This is a genomic window from Nocardioides panacisoli (assembly GCF_039537325.1).
Classification (GTDB): Bacteria; Actinomycetota; Actinomycetes; order Propionibacteriales; family Nocardioidaceae; genus Nocardioides; species Nocardioides panacisoli.
The window spans coordinates 81,802-99,080 of sequence record NZ_BAABAH010000003.1; the positions used below are offsets into that span (position 1 = coordinate 81,802).

Here is a 17,279-nt window from a genome sequence, read left to right on the forward strand (position 1 = left end):
GTCTCCTCCCCTCAGCGCACCAGCAGGCAGAAGGGGTGGCCCGACGGGTCGGCGAGGACATAGAGCGGCTCGTGCTCGTCGTCCGTGCGGTCCAGCAGCAGCTCCGCGCCGAGCTTCTCGGCCCGGCCGCGCTGGTGCTCGAGCTCGGCCGGCGAGCCGACCGTGAAGTCGAGGTGCATCTGCATCGGTACGTCGTGCTGCGGCCAGGTGGTGCGCTCGAGCCGGTCGACCTGCTGGAAGGCGAGCTTGCGGGTGCCGGCCTCGTCGACCAGCACCAGCCAGTCAGCGTCGTCGGGGCCGTCCTCGGGAGGCGCGTCGCCCGGCCGGTAGCGGTAGCCGCAGAGCTCGCGGTAGAACTCCGCGAGTCCACGGCAGTCCGTGGTGTCGATGGCCGTGTGCAGGAGCTGGGGGAACCCGGGCATGTCCTCCTACTTCCCCGCCACGGTGATCGTCATGACGCAGTTGCCCTGGCCTTTCGGCCGGTCGTAGGCGAACCCGGCCTTCTCGAACATCGTGCGGGTGCAGCTGTAGAGGAAGGAGGCCGTCTTCTTCGCCCCGTCGGTGTCATGGGGATACCCCTCGACGACACCGCCACCCGCCTCCGCGATCAGGTCCAGCGCCCCCTGCAGCGCGAGCTCGGCGACGCCCTTGCGCCGGTAGCGGTTGTCCACGAAGAAGCAGGTCACCCGGTAGTCGGGCGATCGCACGGACGTCGCCTCCCACTCCTTGCGGTGCTTGATGTTCGGCAGCTCGGCCGGGGCGCCGTACTGGCACCAGCCCACGGCCTCGTCGCCGTCGAAGACCACCGCGGCGTGGGCACGCCCCTCGCTCACCAGGCGCTGCTTGAGCCGCCGGTTGGCGTCGGCGTCCCGCTCCTTCTCCGAGGACATCGTGTGGAACCACGTGCACCAGCAGCCGCCCCAGACGCCGTTGTGCCGCTCGATCAGGGCGGCGTAGGCCTCCCACGTGCCCGAACCCAGCTCCCGGACCCGGTAGCCGTCGGTCCCGCTCGCGCTCATGCCGTCACTCTCAGTGGTGTCGGTGCCGTGCGCAAGACTTGTCCGGTGCCGCCCACCTCCGATCCGCTGGGCTCCTTCAGCGAGCCGACCCGCGCCTGGTTCCGCGCGGCCTTCGCGGAGCCGACCCCTGCCCAGGCGGGCGCGTGGGCGGCGATCCACGCGGGCCGGCACAGCCTGGTGGTCGCACCGACCGGGTCCGGCAAGACGCTCAGCGCCTTCCTGGCTGCGATCGACCGGCTGCTCACGACACCGCCGCCGGACGACCGGAAGCAGCGCACGCGGGTGCTCTACATCTCGCCGCTGAAGGCGCTCGCGGTGGACGTCGAGCGCAACCTCCGCGCGCCGTTGACGGGGATCCGGCAGACCGCCGAGCGGCTCGACGGGAAGCCGCTGCCCGAGGTCACCGTCGGCATCCGGTCCGGGGACACCACGACCGCCGACCGGCGCCGGCTGCAGACCCGGCCGCCGGACATCCTGATCACGACACCCGAGTCGTTGTTCCTCATGCTCACCAGCCAGGCCCGGGAGACGCTGCGCAGCGTCGACACGGTGATCCTCGACGAGGTGCACGCCGTCGCGGGCACCAAGCGCGGCGCGCACCTCGCGCTCAGCCTCGAGCGGCTCGACGCGCTGCTCCCGCGCCCGGCACAGCGGATCGGGTTGTCCGCGACCGTGCGGCCGACGGAGGAGGTGGCCCGCTTCCTCGGCGGTGCCGCCCCGGTCGAGATCGTGGCTCCCCCGGCCCACAAGGAGTGGGACCTGCAGGTCGTCGTACCGGTCGAGGACATGACCGAGCCCAACGCCGGGCAGGCCGACCTCCCCGAGGTGGAGGAGTACGACGAGCTGGGCGAGTCGACCGCCCGGCGCGGCCAGAGCATCTGGCCCCACGTGGAGCAGCGGGTCGCCGAGCTGATCCGCGAGCACACCTCGACGATCGTGTTCACCAACGGGCGCCGGGGCGCCGAGCGGCTCACCGCCCGGCTCAACGAGATCGCGACCGGCGTGAGCACCGACGGCGTCGCCCCGCCCGCGGAGATCATGGCCCAGGCCGGGCTCTCCGCCGGCGCGCCCGAGCTGCTGGCCAAGGCCCACCACGGCTCGGTCTCCAAGGAGCAGCGGGCCCTGGTCGAGGACGACCTCAAGTCCGGCCGGCTGCCGGCCGTCGTCGCGACGAGCAGCCTCGAGCTCGGCATCGACATGGGCGCCGTCGACCAGGTCGTCCAGATCGCGTCCCCGCCGAGCGTGGCGAGCGCGCTGCAGCGGGTCGGCCGCGCGGGTCACCAGGTCGGCGAGACGTCCAAGGGCGTGTTCTTCCCCCAGCACCGCGGCGACCTCGTGCCTGCCGCGGTCTCGGTGGCCCGGATGCGCAGCGGCGGCATCGAGGCGCTCCGCATCCCCGCGAACCCGCTCGACGTGCTCGCCCAGCAGGTCGTCGCGGCCGCGGCCCTCGACGAGTGGGAGGTCGACGAGCTCTTCGACGTCGTACGGCGAGCGGCGCCCTACGCGCAGCTCCCCCGGTCCGTCTTCGACGCCGTGCTGGACCTGCTCGCCGGCCGCTACCCGAGCGACGAGTTCGCCGAGCTGCGCCCGCGGCTCACCTGGGACCGGGTGACCGGCCGGATCGCCGGGCGGCCGGGTGCCCAGCGGCTCGCGGTGACCAGCGGCGGGACGATCCCCGACCGCGGCCTCTACGGCGTCTTCCTCATCGGGGAGGGCACCGGCCGGCGGGTCGGCGAGCTCGACGAGGAGATGGTCTACGAGTCACGCGTCGGCGACGTCTTCGCGCTGGGCGCGACCAGCTGGCGGATCGAGGACATCACCCACGACCGGGTGATCGTCTCCCCCGCGCCCGGGATCCCCGGCCGGCTGCCGTTCTGGAAGGGCGACACCCTGGGCCGCCCGGCCGAGCTGGGTGAGGCGATCGGCGCGTTCACCCGCGAGCTCGGGGGGGTCCCGGACGCCGAGGCGCGGGCGCGGGCGCACGCCGAGGGCCTCGACGACAACGCCGCGGCCAACCTGGTCACCTATCTCCGCGAGCAGGCCGACGCCACGCGGGTGCTGCCGAGCGACCAGACCCTCCTCCTCGAGCGGTTCCGCGACGAGCTGGGCGACTGGCGGCTGGTGCTGCACTCGCCCTACGGCAACGCGGTGCACGCCCCGTGGGCACTCGCGATCAACGCGCGGATGCGGGAGCGCTACGGCCTCGACGGCCAGGCGATGGCCTCCGACGACGGCATCGTGATCCGGATCCCGGACACCGACGCCGAGCCGCCGTCCGCCGAGCTGGTCGTCTTCGAGCCCGACGAGATCGAGGAGCTCGTCACCCGCGAGGTCGGCGGGTCCGCCCTGTTCGCGTCGCGGTTCCGCGAGTGCGCGGCCCGGGCCCTGCTGCTCCCCCGCCGCGACCCCGGCCGGCGCTCGCCGCTGTGGCAGCAGCGGCAGCGCGCCGCCGCCCTGCTCGAGGTCGCGTCCCGCTACCCGTCGTTCCCGATCCTGCTCGAGACCGTCCGCGAGTGCCTCAACGACGTCTACGACCTGCCCGCGCTCACCAACCTGCTGCGCCGGATCGAGCGGCGCGAGGTCAGCGTCACCGACATCGAGACGGCCCAGCCCTCCCCGTTCGCCCGCACCTTGCTGTTCGGCTACGTCGCCCAGTACGTCTACGAGGGCGACTCCCCTCTCGCCGAGCGCCGTGCCGCCGCGCTCACCCTCGACCAGGGCCTGCTCGCCGAGCTGCTCGGCCGCGCGGAGCTGCGCGAGCTGCTCGACCCCGACGTCCTCGCCGAGGTCGAGGCCGAGCTCCAGCGCACCGCCCCCGACCGGCGCGCCCGCGACGCCGAGGCGCTCGTCGACACGCTGCGGCTCCTCGGCCCGCTCACCCTCGAGGAGATCCGGGAGCGGAGCGTCGAGGGCGCCGACATCGACGGCTGGCTGGCTGCGCTGACCCGCCGCGTCGTCCCGGTCCGGATGGCGTACGGCGACGCGCACGCCGTGGTCGAGGACGTCGCCCGGCTGCGCGACGGCCTCGGCACACCGGTGCCGCCCGGCACACCGGCGACCTTCCTCGAGCCCGTCGACGACCCGCTGGCCGACCTGGTCGGCCGCTACGCGCGCACCCATGGGCCGTTCACGGTCTCCGACGTGGCGACCCGCCTCGGCCTCGGCCCCGCGGTCGTGCGCCACACGCTCCAGCGCCTGGAGGCGCAGGGCCGGGTCCTCACCGGCGAGTTCCGGCCGACGGGCGCCGGCGAGGAGTGGTGCGACGCCGAGGTCCTCCGGCGGCTGCGGCGCCGCTCGCTGGCCCGGCTCCGGCACGAGATCGAGCCCGTGGAGCCGACCGCCCTGGCGCGGTTCTCCGCCGCGTGGCAGCACGTCGGCCCCGGAAGCAAGGGACTCCGCGGTGTGGACGGCGTGGTGCGCGCGGTCGAGCAGCTCGCCGGCGCTCCGGTGCCTGCCTCGGCGCTGGAGTCGCTCGTGCTGCCCGCCCGGGTGCGCGACTACGAGCCGGCCTACCTCGACGAGCTGACGGCCACCGGCGAGGTCCTCTGGGCCGGTCACGGCCCGCTGCCCGGGACGGATGGCTGGGTGTCGCTGCACCTGGCCGACCAGGCCCACCTCACCCTCCCCGACCCGGACGGCGACGCCACCGACGAGCTGCAGGCGAAGGTCCTGGAGATGCTCGCTCCCGGCGGCGCCTGGTTCTTCCGGCAGCTCAGCGACGCGGTCAGGTCCAAGGACGACGCCGCGCTCAGCGCGGCCCTCTGGGGCCTGGTGTGGAGCGGCCGGATCTCCGGCGACACCCTTGCCCCGCTGCGGGCGCTCACCAACGCCGGTCGCCCCGCGCACCGGAGCCGGCGGGCGGCTCCGCGCCCAGGTCGGGTCGCCCGATCCGGGCCGCCGGAGACCGCTGGCCGCTGGTCGCTGCTCCCGGAGATCGAGGACGACGCCACCCGGCGTGCGCACGCCACCGCCGAGCGACTCCTCGACCGGCACGGCGTCGTCACCCGCGGTGCCGTGACGAGCGAGCGCGTCCCCGGCGGCTTCGCGGCCGCCTACCGCGTGCTGTCCCGGTTCGAGGAGTCCGGCCGCTGCCGGCGCGGCTACTTCGTCGAGGGCCTCGGCGCCTCCCAGTTCGGCACGGCAGGAGCGGTCGACCGGCTGCGGACCTTCGCCCGGCCGGCCGACGGGTCGGCGGACGACAAGCCGGCTGCCGTCGCGCTCGCCGCGACCGACCCCGCCAACCCCTACGGCGCCGCCCTGTCCTGGCCCGCCCTGCCCGACGACGGTGGTCATCGGCCCGGCCGCAAGGCGGGAGCCCTGGTGGTGCTGGTCGACGGCCGGCTCGTCCTCTACGTCGAGCGCGGCGGCCGGACGCTGCTCACCTGGAGCGACGAGCCGGAGCTGCTGCGCCCCGCGGCCGAGGCGTTGTCCACAGCCGCACGCCGCGGCACCCTCGGCAGGCTGACCGTCGAGCGGGCCGACGGTGCCCCGATCCTCGGCGCCGGTCCGTCGCCCCTGCGCGAGGCGCTCGACGCTGCCGGTTTCCTCGCCACCCCGCGCGGGCTGAGGATCCGCACCGCGCATGCCTGAGGGCGACGCGGTCCGGCTGACCGGCAACCGGCTGGACCGTGCCCTCGCCGGGCGCACGCTGACCCGCAGCCAGTTCCGCTGGCCGTCGCTCGCGACCGTCGACCTCGCCGGGGCGAAGGTGCACCGCACGGCCACCCACGGCAAGCACCTGCTGACCCGGATGGAGCGGGACGGGACGCCGCTGACCCTCCACACCCACCTGAAGATGGAGGGCCGCTGGCGGGTGGTCGACCTGGGACGGCGCTGGCCGGCGCCGGCGCACAACGTCAGGGTCGTGCTCACGACCCAGCAGCAGGAGGCGGTCGGCTTCAGCCTCGGGCTGGTCGAGCTGCTGCCGACCGCCGACGAGGACCAGGTGATCGGCCACCTGGGGCCGGACCTGCTCGGAGCGACCTGGGACGCCGAGGCAGCAGCACAGCGCCTGGTCGCCGACCCCGACCGGCCGCTGGGCGAGGCGCTCCTCGACCAGACGGTGGTCGCCGGGATGGGGACGATCTACGTCGCGGAGGCCTGCTTCGTCCACGGCGCGTCCCCGCTCGCGCCGGTCGGCACCGTGCGCGACCCGGAGCGGCTGCTGACCCGCGGCCGGCTGATGCTGCAGACCGGTGTCAGCACCGGCCGGCCGGTGACCACCGGCGACCGCCGGGACCCGCTCTGGATCTACGGCCGGCACCGGCAGCCGTGCCGACGGTGCGGCACGATCGTGCAGGCGGGCCCGATCGGCCCGCCGGACAAGCAGCGCACGACGTACTGGTGCCCGCGCTGCCAGCCCCTGTGAGTCTGCTGTGACCCGCGCCGCACCGGGAACGCTCCGCCGCTCGGCCGCGTTGGCAAAGACATGCACCGCCACTTCAACGGGCTCAAGACGGCCGGACTCTTCGGCGCGATCTTCGCGCTGCTGCTGGTCGTCGGAGGGCTGATCGCGGCCGCGACGGGCAACAGCGCCTTCGTCTGGATCTTCGCGCTGATCGGTGTGGGCACGACCGCCTACGGCTACTGGAACTCCGACAAGATCGCGATCCGCGCCATGCACGCCGTGCCGGTCACTGAGGCCCAGGCTCCGGGGATGTACCGGATCGTCCGCGAGCTCTCCGCCCGGGCCGGCCAGCCGATGCCCCGGCTCTACGTCTCCCCGACGCAGGCGCCCAACGCGTTCGCGACCGGACGGAACCCGCAGCACGCTGCGGTCTGCTGCACCGAGGGGATCCTCGGCCTGCTCGACGAGCGCGAGCTGCGCGGCGTGCTCGGTCACGAGCTGATGCACGTCTACAACCGCGACGTGCTCACGTCCTCGGTGGCCGCGGCGGTCGCCGGCGTGATCAGCTCGGTCGGCCAGTTCCTGGCGTTCACCTCGATCTTCGGCGGCGGCAGCGACGAGGAGCGGCCCAACCCGATCGCGATGATCGCGACCGCCCTGCTCGCGCCGTTCGCGGCGATGGTGATCCAGATGGCGATCAGCCGCACGCGGGAGTACGACGCCGACGAGGACGGCGCCCGGCTGACCGGCGACCCGCTCGCCCTGGCCTCGGCCCTGCGCAAGCTGGAGACAGGCACCCAGCGCGCCCCCCTCGCGCCGTCCCCGCAGCTGCAGAACGCCAGCCACCTGATGATCGCGAACCCGTTCCGCGCTCAGGACGTGTCGCGGCTGTTCTCCACCCACCCGCCGATGGGTGACCGCATCGCCCGCCTCGAGGCGATGGCGAGCAGCCCCCGCTGACCCGCCTGCGTCGAGGACCAGGCAGCGAGGATCAGGCGGCGAGGGTCAGGCGGCGGAGGCGACGACGTCCGGCCGCGGCCGGATCGGGGTGAGCTCGGCGGCGGTGAGGCCCTCCTCGAGCGCCACCAGGTCGGCGACGTCGTGGAGCACCCGCGACAGCGAGACGTCGAGCGCGTCGCACAGCGAGGCAAGCAGCTCGGAGGACGCCTCCTTCTGTCCGCGCTCGATCTCGGAGATGTAGCCGAGGCTCACGCGCGCGACACCGGAGACCTCGCGAAGGGTCATCCCGAGCTCGGAGCGCCGGTCGCGCAACACGTCACCCAGCAACCGACGGAACAGCACCGGTGTGTTCATCGCGATCGCCCTCCTCTCCGTGTCGTCTGCACAACGCTACCCGAGCGCCGGATCTTCCGGGTCCCGACCTGCCGAACCCAGCCGCTCGGTCAGCACCTCGACCGCTGCGGCCACCGTACTCTTCTGGATCGTCTCCCGGTCGCCGTCCAGGTCCAGCGAAAGCACCTCGGTGCCCTCAGGGCCCGCGAGCCCGACGAACACGGTGCCGACCGGCTTGTCCTCCTGGCGGTCCGGACCGGCCACGCCCGTCGCGCTGAGGGCGTACGTCGAGCCGTACAGTCGGCGCGCGCCCTCGGCCATCTCCCGGGCGCACTCCTCGGAGACCACGCCGTACTTCTCGACGATCTCCTCCGGTACGTCGAGCACCGCCATCTTGGCCTCGGTGGCGTAGGTCACCACGCCGCCGAGGAACGCCCGCGAGGAGCCCGGCGCCTCCGTCAGCCGGGCGGCCAGCCGGCCGCCGGTGAGCGACTCGGCCGTCACCACGGATGCCCCATGGGCGACGAGGAGGTCGATCAGGTCCGTCTCGTCAGCCATGGGGCGCATCCTAGGCAGGGCGTTCAATCACCTTCGGATGATGATCGTCACCGTGTCGGTCACCTTGGCCAGCTGGTCGTTGCCGCCGTACTTGATCGTCAGCGTCTTGGTGCCCGCCTTCTTGAACACCGGCAGCCGGGCCCGGAACCTGCCGTCGACGAGCGATCCCCCGACGCCCTGCCCCTGCTGGCGGCCCGACCACTCGACCGACGCGGCGCCCGTGGCCGGGATGCCGTTCGGCGCGACGACCTTGACGGTCACCAGCGCCCTGGTCTCCCCCGCGACGATCCGGTCCGGAGTGACGGTCACCTTCAGGGTGGGGACCGCCTTCTTGATCTTCAGCGGGACGTGGACCCGGGTGCCGGTGTCGGACCCGACCAGGGTCAGCGACGTCGAGCCGGTGTCGGCACCAACGGGCAGGGTGACGTCGACGTGCGCGGTCCCCGTGTTGTCGTAGGGGTCCGTACCGACGGTGCTGTCGACCGGGGCCGTGCCCAGCACCTTCTTGCCCAGCTTGACCGTGATCTCGCTGTCCTTGACGTCGGCCTGGGTGGACATCGACCACGAGGACACGTCGAAGGCGACGTCACCGCCGGGCTCGGCGGGCGCCACGTCCGAGGTCTCGACCGCGCGCTGGCTGTAGTCGACCGGCAGCGGCGCGTCGGACGCGAACTGGGCCAGGTAGTCGACCATCGCGGACAGGTCGACCTTGCCGGTGTCGGCCTGGTGCGCACCGTTCGCGAGCTCGCGGAAGTTGTCCCCACCCGAGGCGAGGAACGAGTTCACCGTGACGGAGTACGTCGCGCCCGGGTCGATCGGCTCACCGTTCAGCCACATCCCGGTGACCTCACCCTGGAAGGTGTCGACGGTCGTGCCGTCCTGCTGACCCGGCGCGGTGACCGGGGACTCCTTGTAGGTGTAGGTGAAACCCTTCGACACGCCGAGCCGGAGGAACGGCCGGGACGGGACCTTGCCGTTGGCGTCGCGCTGCCACTGCTGCTCGAGGACCGTCTCGATCTGCGCGCCGGTCAGGTCCATGTTGACCAGCGTGTTGGCGAAGGGCTGGACGACGGCCGCCTGCTTGTAGGTCACGTCGCGCGCGTCCCCGTCGACCGTGCCGGCCATGTCGTCACGCAGGCCGCCGGGATTCATGAACGCGATCTGCGCCGAGCCGGACTCGGGCTTCTCGGTCGCCCAGCGCTGTGCCTCGGCGACCAGGTTGCCGAGCGTCGACTCCCCGCCGCGGTTCTCGGTGGTGCCGTCGGCCAGCTTCGCCCGGTTGAACGGGGCCGCCACCTGGCCGAGCACCTGCGCACCCAGCTCGGCGGCCTTGTCCTTGGCGTCCTGCACGATCGTCTGGACCGCGGGGTCGGCCGGGTAGAGAGCGGTGGGCAGGCCCGGGCCCGAGCCGTCGGGATCGGGGCTCATCAGCGGCAGCAGCTGCTGGTCCACCGCCTGCACGTCACCGGTGTCGGGGTCGACCGAGAACTCGAGCTGGTTCAGGTTGACGCCGTAGCGGCCGGCCGAGACGACCGGGCGGTCGGTGACCGGCCGGCCCGCCCACGCCGACACCGGGAAGTGGCAGTTGTAGGCGAGATGGGTGTGGCCGGAGACGATCGCGTCGACGTCCGGGGACACGTTCTGGACGATGTTGCCCCAGGTGGTCGAGGGATCGGTGAACTGAGGCGACTGGCAGTCGGTCGATGCGGAGCCCTCGTGGACCAGCATGACGACGACGTCGGCGCCGTCGTTCCTGAGCGCGGCCGCTTCGGTGTTCACCGAGTCGACGATGTCGGTGACGTCGATGTCGGCGATCCCGGCGGGCGAGACCAGCGACGGCAGGTCCTCGGTGACCGCGCCCACGAACCCGACGTCCACGCCGCCCTCGGACTTCATGAAGGTCGCGGGGACGGCCGGATCGCCGGTGGCCTTCATCTTCAGGTTGGCGGCGATGTACTTCCACTCCGCCCCGCCCTCGGGGTTGGTCGTGGCGTCGTAGGGCGCCATCACCCGGTTGACGAGGTCGTCGTAGCCCTGGTCGAGCTCGTGGTTGCCCACCGCGGAGACCTCGAGGCCAGCGGCGTTCAGGGCGTCGATGGTCGGCTTGTCGTGCTGGATGAACGACTCGAACGTCGACGCGCCGATCAGGTCGCCCGCGGCCGCGAACACCGTGTTGGGGTTCGTGCCACGCAGCTGCTCGACGGCGCCGGCGAGGACGGCGGCGCCGGCCTCGCCGCCCGAGGCGTTCTGGAGGATCCGGCCGTGGAAGTCGTTGGTCGCGAGGATCTGGATGTCGACCGGGGCGGCCGCCGAGGCGGGCGCCGTGCCGGCGGCGGTCAGTCCGGCGACGGCGAGACCGACTCCGAGGGTCGAGGCGGCGAGCCGCCGGGGCGTGCTGCTTCTCATGCGCATCTCACTCCGTTCGATTCTCAGTTTCCGGAGCCCTTGAACACCGGTGCGGTCGGGTCCGAGACGGACACCCCGTCGCTGTAACCGGGTGACGTCGCGGTCGTGCGGAACGTGATCCGCTTGCCGATCAGCTCCTTCTTCAGCTTCAGCGTGGTGCCCGTCTCCCCCGCGATCGGTACGCCGTCCGCGAGCCACTGGTAGGTGACGGCCTCCGGGTCGGGCGTGAACGTCGCCGGCGTGCCGACCAGCCTCTTGCCGACCTTCGGCTCGCCACTGATGCTCGACGGGGTGACCACGTCCAGCGTCGGCACGTCGATGCCGACGATCTCCGGGTTGTGGTCCGACGCCGCGAACTGGTCGGGGGCGTAGAAGTCGGTGACGTTGTAGTTGTAGCGGCTGTACTGGAAGGCCACCGACTCGTCGGCGTTGATCTCCCAGACGTCCGCACCCGTCACCATCGCCGTCGCTGCACTGTTGCCGAGGACGTGGTCCAGCGACCCGGACAGGCCACCGTAGGAGTAGCTGTCGTCGTTCGGGTCGTCGGAGGTGATCGCCTGGTAGCCGGCGCCGTAGAGGACCTGCATCGGGTCCTCCTGGGTGTAGGAGTTGAAGTCACCGGCGAGGAACACCGCGGACGTGCCGCGCGCGGCGGCGAAGTCGTTCGCGAACTGCAGCACGCGGGCGGCCTGGCGGGTCCGGTCGCCGTTGTAGCAGGACTGCCCGTCGCCTGCGTCGGTGTTGTCGCCGGTCGCGCCGTCGCAGCCCTTGGACTTCCAGTGGTTGGCGATGACGGCGAACGCCGCCGAGTCCGGCGCGCCGGTGGCCTTGAAGGCCTGGGCGAGCGGCTCGCGGGCGTTGGCGAACTCGGTGGAGTCGAACAGGATCTCCGAGCCGCCGACCGGCTGGGCGGTCGCGGGCTTGTAGATGAAGCCGGTTCGGATCACGTCCTGCTGGTCGACGTGCTCCGGCGTGGTCGCCGATGCCGGGGAGGGGACGTAGGCCCAGGTGCCGGCGCCCGCCTCGGCGTTGAGGGCGTCGACGAGCGCCGAGATCGCCTCGTCGCGGTCGGTCTCACCGAGCAGCTTGATCGAGTTCTCCAGCTCCTCGAGCGACACGATGTCCGCGCCGAGACCGTTGATCGCGGTGACGATCTTGTCCTCCTGGCGCTGGAAGCTCGCAGCCGTCGCGGCACCGCGCGGTCCGCTCGGCGTGCAGGTGTTGTCCGAGATCGGGTTGCCGTCGCGGTCCGTGTAGTAGGTGCACGAGCCGCCGTCGGCCTCGAACTGCTCGCCGGTGGTGTCGAAGAAGTTCAGGACGTTGAAGGTCGCGATGTGGAGGTCGCCGCCGACGTCCTGCGGCGCGGCGTTCTGCAGCCGCGTGTTCTCGAACGTCGCCACGTCGGCACCCTCGTCGGTCACCGGGTGCTGCGGCTGGAGGTCCCACTGGCCGTTGCGGTAGTCGAGCACGACGGGCGCGTGCAGCGTGGTCTCGGCACCCACGCGGATCGGGTTGTCGGGCGCGAGCCACGGCAGCGGGTAGTCCTGCTGGGCCGACCCGTTCTTCAGGTAGTCGATGCTGGCGCCGTCGTCGAGGGTGACCGCCCGCTTGGCGTTGTCGTCGATCGCGGCCTGGGCCTCGGCGCTGCCCGGTCGGCCCACCTCGGTGGGCTGCACCAGCGGGCGGTTGCCGGTCGCCAGGCCGACCTCGCCGTACAGGTTGGTGGAGTAGCTGTCGGTCACCGTGAACGTGTCCGTCGGCGCGAGCAGCATCCCCTCCTCGGCCTCGCGGCCGGCGTCGTCGGTCGGGTACGCCGCCGCGAGCGGCGTCACCGGGGCGAGCGCGGGCGTCAGCGGGCTCACGGTGCCGGCGGACGCGTCGACCTCCGTGAGGCCGCTGAACTCCTTGGTGGTGCCGGTGACGTCGACGGAGTCGCCGACCGCGATCGCCGGCAGGTTGTTCCCGGTGTACACGAAGACGCCGTCGGAGGCGCCGGGCGTGGCATCGGTGGTGCCACCGGTCCCGCCCGTCTGCAGGTAGAAGCCGTCGAAGCCGCCGTAGTTGGCCATGCCGGGCTGGTCGTCGTAGGGGTCGCCGTAGACGCCGGTGACGACGCCGGTCGTGTGCACGGCCTGTCCCGCCAGGGGCGATGCCGCACCGGTGCCCTGGATCTGCGCGATCGTCGCGTCCACCGGCGGCGTGGTGCCGCCGCCTCCGCCGCTGCTGCCGGTGGGCGTCGGCGCGGCGAGGGTGAAGTCGGCGGTGTTGTTGTCGGTGTCCGCGCCCGCGGCCGTGCGGTTCAGCGAGCTCGTGGCGGTCGCGGCACCCGCCGCGGAGTGCTCGAAGCTGGTCGAGCCGCTGGCGCCCACCATGTCGATGACGCCGGGCGCACCGGCCATGTCACCGGAGGTGGCGACCGGCGTGCTCTGCGAGAGCAGGAACACCTGGCCACCGGCGGCCGCCATCGAGAAGGAGCCCGGCTCCTGGTCGGGCGAGGGCAGCGCGGCGCCGTTGGCGCCGGTCGCGCCCATCCGGATCAGGAAGTGGCCGTGGGAGGGCACGCTGCCGGTGAGCGCGACGGGCGTGCCGCCCGAGCCGCCGGCCGCCGACCGGTAGTGGATGTAGGTGCCGGCCAGGCCGACCGCCGCGCCGGTCGGGTTGTAGAGCTCGACGAAGTCGGCGTTGTAGGCGGCACCGCTGTTGCCGCCCGCCCCGTAGACCTCGGAGATGACCAGGCCGGAGCCGGCCGGGTTCGCGTGGGCAGGGGTCGGGGCGAGGACGAGGCCGGTGACGGCCAGTCCGGCGCCCAGCGTGCAGGACAGAAGACGCTGTGAATTGCGCATGGGACCGAGACTCCGAGATTTCGACTGGCACGGGACGAGGGACCGCGGACAGCCCCGAGCGGCCGTGCGGAGGACCCCGACCCTATGTCGCTTGCCTGGGGCAACCGCAAGAGTCCCGGCGAACTATTTCCGACGTTCCGGTGACTTTTCGCGGATCTCGTGTCGCTGCCGCCACACCTCACGGAAGAACTCGTAGCCGGAGGTGATCGTGAGGACCACGGCGATGCCGAGGATCACCAGCGCGAAGCCGTAGACGACCTCGCCAGGGACGTCGAGCCACCCGTCCACCTCGAGCAGCGGCAGGGTCAGCAGCCCGAGGCCCACGGCCTGCGCCGCGGTCTTCACCTTGCCGCTCTGCGCCGCCGGGACGACGACCCTCTTCAGGATCGAGAGCCGCAACAGCGTGACGGTCCACTCGCGGACCAGGACGACCACGGTGATCGCCCACATCCACCAGGTGTCGATGATGATCGCGAGGCCGATGAACGCCATCCCGGTGATCGCCTTGTCGGCGATGGGGTCGGCGATCTTGCCGAAGTTGGTGATCAGGTTGCGCTTGCGCGCGATGTCGCCGTCGACCTTGTCGGTGATCATGGCGACGCCGAAGATGAACCACGCCACGCAGCGCCAGGCGACGGAGTCGCCTCCGTCGACGAGCAGCGCCCACCCGTAGAACGGCACCATCACGATCCGCAAGGTGGTGAGGGCGTTGGGGACGTTCCAGTTGCTCACCGGGGCGGGAGCCGCGGTCCCGGTGTCGTTCGTCTCGCTCATCGGTGTCCTCCCGTGGCTTCGGCGACGAGGTCGACGCCGTCGCTGCCGACGACGACCGCCTCGACGAGATCTCCGACGCCGACCCCGTCGGCACGGGTGAGCCGGGTGGTGCCGTCGACCTCGGGTCCCTGGTGGGCGGCTCGCCCGACCGGCAGGCCGTCGTCATCGTGCTCCTCGACGAGGACCTCCACGGTGCTGCCGATCCGCTCCTCGGCGCGGTCGGACGTGAGGCCGTCGACCAGGTCGGTCACGTGCCGGACGCGAGCGGCGATCTCGTCGTCGTCGAGCTTGCCGTCGAAGGACGCCGCCTCGGTGCCGTCCTCGTCGGAGTAGCCGAACACGCCGGTGACGTCGAGCCGCGCCGCGACCAGGAAGTCGCACAGCGTCTGCAGGTCGTCCTCGGTCTCGCCGGGGAAGCCGACGATGACATTGGAGCGGACCCCGGCCTCGGGCGCGTAGGAACGGACCTGCTCGAGCAGGCCGAGGAAGCTGTCGGGGTCACCGAACCGGCGCATCCGGCGCAGCACCGCGTTGCTCGCGTGCTGGAAGGACAGGTCGAAGTACGGCGCCACGCCCGGGGTCGTCGCGATCGCCTGCACCAGGCCGGGACGGGTCTCGGCCGGCTGCAGGTAGGACACCCGGACCCGGTCGATGCCCTCCACCGCGGCGAGCTCGGGCAGCAGCGTCTCGAGCAGCCGGATGTCGCCGAGGTCCTTGCCGTAGGACGTCGAGTTCTCCGAGACGAGGAAGACCTCGCGCGCACCCTGGCGGGCGAGCCAGGCCGCTTCGGTGAGCACGTCGGAGGGGCGGCGGCTGACGAAGGAGCCGCGGAAGGCCGGGATCGCGCAGAAGGTGCAGCGCCGGTCGCATCCGCTCGCGAGCTTCAGCGGCGCCCACGGGGCGTCGCTGAGCCGCTTGCGCTCCTCGACCGCAGGCAGCGCGTCCCGCTCGGCCGGGCTGATCGGCAACAGCTTCCGGCGGTCCCTCGGCGTGTGCGGGTGCGGCCGCTCTCCCGCCACGATCGAGCGCAGCCGCTCGGCGATGTCGCCGTAGTCGTCGAACCCGAGGACCGCGTCCGCCTCGGGGAGCGAGTCGGCGAGCTCGGAGCCGTAGCGCTCGGCGAGGCAGCCGACCGCGACGACCGCCTTGACGTGGGCACCGCCGGCAGGGTCCTTCAGGTCCGCTGCCTGGAGGAGGGTGTCGATCGAGTCCTTCTTGGCCGCGTCGACGAAGCCGCAGGTGTTCACCACCACCGTGTCGGCGTCCTCGGGGTCGTCGACGACCCGGAAGCCGCCGGCGGCGAGGCGCCCGGCGAGCTCCTCGGAGTCGACGTCGTTGCGTGCGCAGCCGAGCGTCAGCAGCGCGACGGCGAGTTCGGAATCGGTCATGTCCGACCGAGTATCCCGCGACCCGGCTCGCCAGCGCGAAACCGGGCCGACGTGAGATGCCTTGCGCGGCCCTCAGTCGGAGGGGGCGACGAGCGTGGTGCTGGCCTCGCTGCCGGTGTCGCCGAGCGGCTCGGCCTCCTGGCCGTCGACCGAGGCGGTCACCGACCCGTCGGACGTCCAGACCCGCACGGGCGGGACGACCTTCAGGTCCGACGTCTGCCCGAACGCGAGGTTGCCGTCGAAGACCACGTCGCCGGAGGCGTCCCGGACGACCAGCTGCGCGCCGCCCTTGACGGCGGTGAGCGTCACCCCGACGGGGTCGGCCTTGCCGGCGCCGGCCTTGGGCAGCCCGCCGCTCTGGTTGAGCACCGGCGGGTGGTCGAGCTGCACCGGGCCGTCCATCGCCAGCTTGGCGATCGACCAGACCAGGATCGCCGCCATCACGGCCGCGATGAGGACCGACCAGTTCCGGCCGCCGCGGGTGCCGCGGATCGAGCCGCCGACGCCGGTGGCGAGCTCGGAGGCGAACACCCTGCGGGGGTCGACCGGCGCGTCGGCGTACTTCTCGTCGTAGGTCGCCACGAGCGGCGCGGAGTCGACGCCGAGCACCCGACCGAGGGTGCGCAGGTGGCCGCGGGCGTAGAAGTCGCCGCCGCAGGGGGCGAAGTCGTCGACCTCGATGGACTCGATCACGTGCGGGCGGATCCGGGTGCGCTCGGACAGCTGCTCGACGCTGAGCCGGAGCCGTTCGCGGGCCTCCGCCAGCTGGGGTCCGACGACCGGCTCGTCCGCCGGCTGCACCGACACGTCGGTCAGGACGACGGTGACCTCGTCCGGGACCGCTTCCGGGTCCGGGAGCGCGTCCAGGCGGAGCGCGTTGGCGCCGTGGGTGTCGAGGTGGCTGTCCAGGTGCGCCTGCGGGCGCGGCTCGACGCGTACGTCGAAGCGCGCGGGCACCACGGTCGACCGGACCGCCGCCATCTCACCGGTCGCGATGGCGTCGGATCCGGGGTCGCCCGGGTGCGCGTCGCCGTGGTAGTGCCGGTCGACCTCGGCGGCGATGCCGCGGCGGACGACGGGGATGGTCTCCTCCGGGTCCGGGTCGGCCTCGGTCAGCTGGTCCGCGGGCTCGTCGAGGCCGGGGACCACCTCGACGACGTCGGCGCGGCCGTCCGCAAGGTCGGCGAGCGTGTCGCTGAGCATCCCGGGGGCGGCGCCGACGACGCGGGTCGCGAGCGTCAGCGGTACGACGAGCTGCTGGTCGTCGTCGCCGACGACGAGCAGGTGCCCGTCCTTGAGGAGGCCGTGCCGGGGCAGGTGCTCGAGGCACTCGATGTCGGTCCACGCGACGCCGAGCCAGGTCGACCCCTCGCGGAGCCGGACGCCCTGGTCGTCCGCGATGAGCAGCGGCGCCCGGCTGTCCACGACGGCGGCGAGGTAGACGAGCGCGATGACCCCGAGGACGGTGAAGCCGGCCCAGTCGAGGAGGTCGCCGCCCCCGAACGCGCGAACCGCGAAGGCGGCCGCGAGCAGGCCGGCGACGGCGCCGACGCTCGCGGACAGCACGAGGTTGCGGCGCACCTCGACGCTGGGAGTGGTGTGGGCGTCGGGGTCGTTGGTCAGGTCGTTGGTCGGGTCTTCGGGCATCTCG

At 72.7% G+C, this 17,279-nt stretch carries 12 protein-coding genes; 3 read left to right on the forward strand and 9 right to left on the reverse strand.

Features of this window, described 5'->3' with window-relative positions:
• Positions 1-11: 11 nt before the first annotated feature.
• Positions 12-422 carry a VOC family protein gene (locus tag ABD709_RS05780; protein WP_344773236.1) on the reverse strand — a complete coding sequence of 137 codons (411 nt, stop codon included), beginning with the start codon at positions 420-422 and terminating at the stop codon, positions 12-14.
• Between the two features lie 6 nt (positions 423-428).
• On the reverse strand, positions 429-1,019 hold the full coding sequence (locus ABD709_RS05785; RefSeq protein ID WP_344773238.1) for a GNAT family N-acetyltransferase: 591 nt from the start codon (positions 1,017-1,019) through the stop codon (positions 429-431).
• Between the two features lie 45 nt (positions 1,020-1,064).
• Here ABD709_RS05785 and ABD709_RS05790 point away from each other — a divergent pair, with 45 nt between their 5' ends.
• From ABD709_RS05790 to htpX, 3 genes are read left to right on the forward strand one after another with little or no spacing between them, the layout of a single operon-like run.
• Positions 1,065-5,609 (forward strand): ATP-dependent helicase, encoded by a 4,545-nt coding sequence (locus ABD709_RS05790; protein WP_344773240.1) that lies wholly within the window; start codon positions 1,065-1,067, stop codon positions 5,607-5,609.
• Positions 5,602-6,387, forward strand: coding sequence for an Fpg/Nei family DNA glycosylase (locus tag ABD709_RS05795; RefSeq protein ID WP_344773242.1), 786 nt, complete (start codon positions 5,602-5,604; stop codon positions 6,385-6,387). The genes ABD709_RS05790 and ABD709_RS05795 overlap by 8 nt, the downstream gene beginning before the upstream one ends.
• A 60-nt stretch (positions 6,388-6,447) precedes the next feature.
• Entirely contained in the window at positions 6,448-7,326 is an 879-nt protein-coding gene (gene htpX / locus ABD709_RS05800) for a zinc metalloprotease HtpX (protein ID WP_344773244.1), read from the forward strand.
• 45 nt (positions 7,327-7,371) lie between these two features.
• On the opposite strand, the gene ABD709_RS05805 is transcribed toward htpX, so the two are convergent.
• From ABD709_RS05805 to ABD709_RS05835, 7 genes are all read right to left on the reverse strand, one after another.
• Entirely contained in the window at positions 7,372-7,680 is a 309-nt protein-coding gene (locus ABD709_RS05805) for a helix-turn-helix domain-containing protein (protein WP_344773246.1), read from the reverse strand.
• Positions 7,681-7,716: 36 nt separating this feature from the next.
• A complete protein-coding gene (locus tag ABD709_RS05810; protein WP_344773248.1) occupies positions 7,717-8,217 on the reverse strand; it encodes a CinA family protein in 501 nt (166 codons plus the stop codon).
• A 27-nt stretch (positions 8,218-8,244) separates the two neighbouring features.
• Positions 8,245-10,623: a bifunctional metallophosphatase/5'-nucleotidase gene (locus ABD709_RS05815; RefSeq protein ID WP_344773250.1), complete on the reverse strand. Its 2,379-nt coding sequence runs from the start codon at positions 10,621-10,623 to the stop codon at positions 8,245-8,247.
• Between the two features lie 23 nt (positions 10,624-10,646).
• A complete protein-coding gene (locus ABD709_RS05820) occupies positions 10,647-13,466 on the reverse strand; it encodes an ExeM/NucH family extracellular endonuclease (protein WP_344773252.1) in 2,820 nt (939 codons plus the stop codon).
• Positions 13,467-13,589: 123 nt separating this feature from the next.
• Complete coding sequence (gene pgsA, locus ABD709_RS05825; protein WP_344773254.1) at positions 13,590-14,240, reverse strand: CDP-diacylglycerol--glycerol-3-phosphate 3-phosphatidyltransferase; 651 nt, start codon at positions 14,238-14,240, stop codon at positions 13,590-13,592.
• On the reverse strand, positions 14,237-15,628 hold the full coding sequence (gene rimO, locus ABD709_RS05830) for a 30S ribosomal protein S12 methylthiotransferase RimO (protein WP_344773256.1): 1,392 nt from the start codon (positions 15,626-15,628) through the stop codon (positions 14,237-14,239). The genes pgsA and rimO overlap by 4 nt, the downstream gene beginning before the upstream one ends.
• A 72-nt stretch (positions 15,629-15,700) precedes the next feature.
• Positions 15,701-17,275 carry a helix-turn-helix domain-containing protein gene (locus ABD709_RS05835; protein ID WP_344773859.1) on the reverse strand — a complete coding sequence of 525 codons (1,575 nt, stop codon included), beginning with the start codon at positions 17,273-17,275 and terminating at the stop codon, positions 15,701-15,703.
• Positions 17,276-17,279: the final 4 nt, after the last annotated feature.

Bases quoted from the DNA above. Each gene is read 5' to 3' on its own strand.
- ABD709_RS05780 (WP_344773236.1), bottom strand. From the start codon at position 422: ATGCCCGGGTTCCCCCAGCTCCTGCACACGGCCATCGACACCACGGAC.
- ABD709_RS05785 (WP_344773238.1), bottom strand. From the start codon at position 1,019: ATGAGCGCGAGCGGGACCGACGGCTACCGGGTCCGGGAGCTGGGTTCG.
- ABD709_RS05795 (WP_344773242.1), top strand. From the start codon at position 5,602: ATGCCTGAGGGCGACGCGGTCCGGCTGACCGGCAACCGGCTGGACCGT.
- htpX (WP_344773244.1), top strand. From the start codon at position 6,448: ATGCACCGCCACTTCAACGGGCTCAAGACGGCCGGACTCTTCGGCGCG.
- ABD709_RS05805 (WP_344773246.1), bottom strand. From the start codon at position 7,680: ATGAACACACCGGTGCTGTTCCGTCGGTTGCTGGGTGACGTGTTGCGC.
- ABD709_RS05810 (WP_344773248.1), bottom strand. From the start codon at position 8,217: ATGGCTGACGAGACGGACCTGATCGACCTCCTCGTCGCCCATGGGGCA.
- ABD709_RS05815 (WP_344773250.1), bottom strand. From the start codon at position 10,623: ATGAGAAGCAGCACGCCCCGGCGGCTCGCCGCCTCGACCCTCGGAGTC.
- ABD709_RS05820 (WP_344773252.1), bottom strand. From the start codon at position 13,466: ATGCGCAATTCACAGCGTCTTCTGTCCTGCACGCTGGGCGCCGGACTG.
- pgsA (WP_344773254.1), bottom strand. From the start codon at position 14,240: ATGAGCGAGACGAACGACACCGGGACCGCGGCTCCCGCCCCGGTGAGC.
- rimO (WP_344773256.1), bottom strand. From the start codon at position 15,628: ATGACCGATTCCGAACTCGCCGTCGCGCTGCTGACGCTCGGCTGCGCA.
- ABD709_RS05835 (WP_344773859.1), bottom strand. From the start codon at position 17,275: ATGCCCGAAGACCCGACCAACGACCTGACCAACGACCCCGACGCCCAC.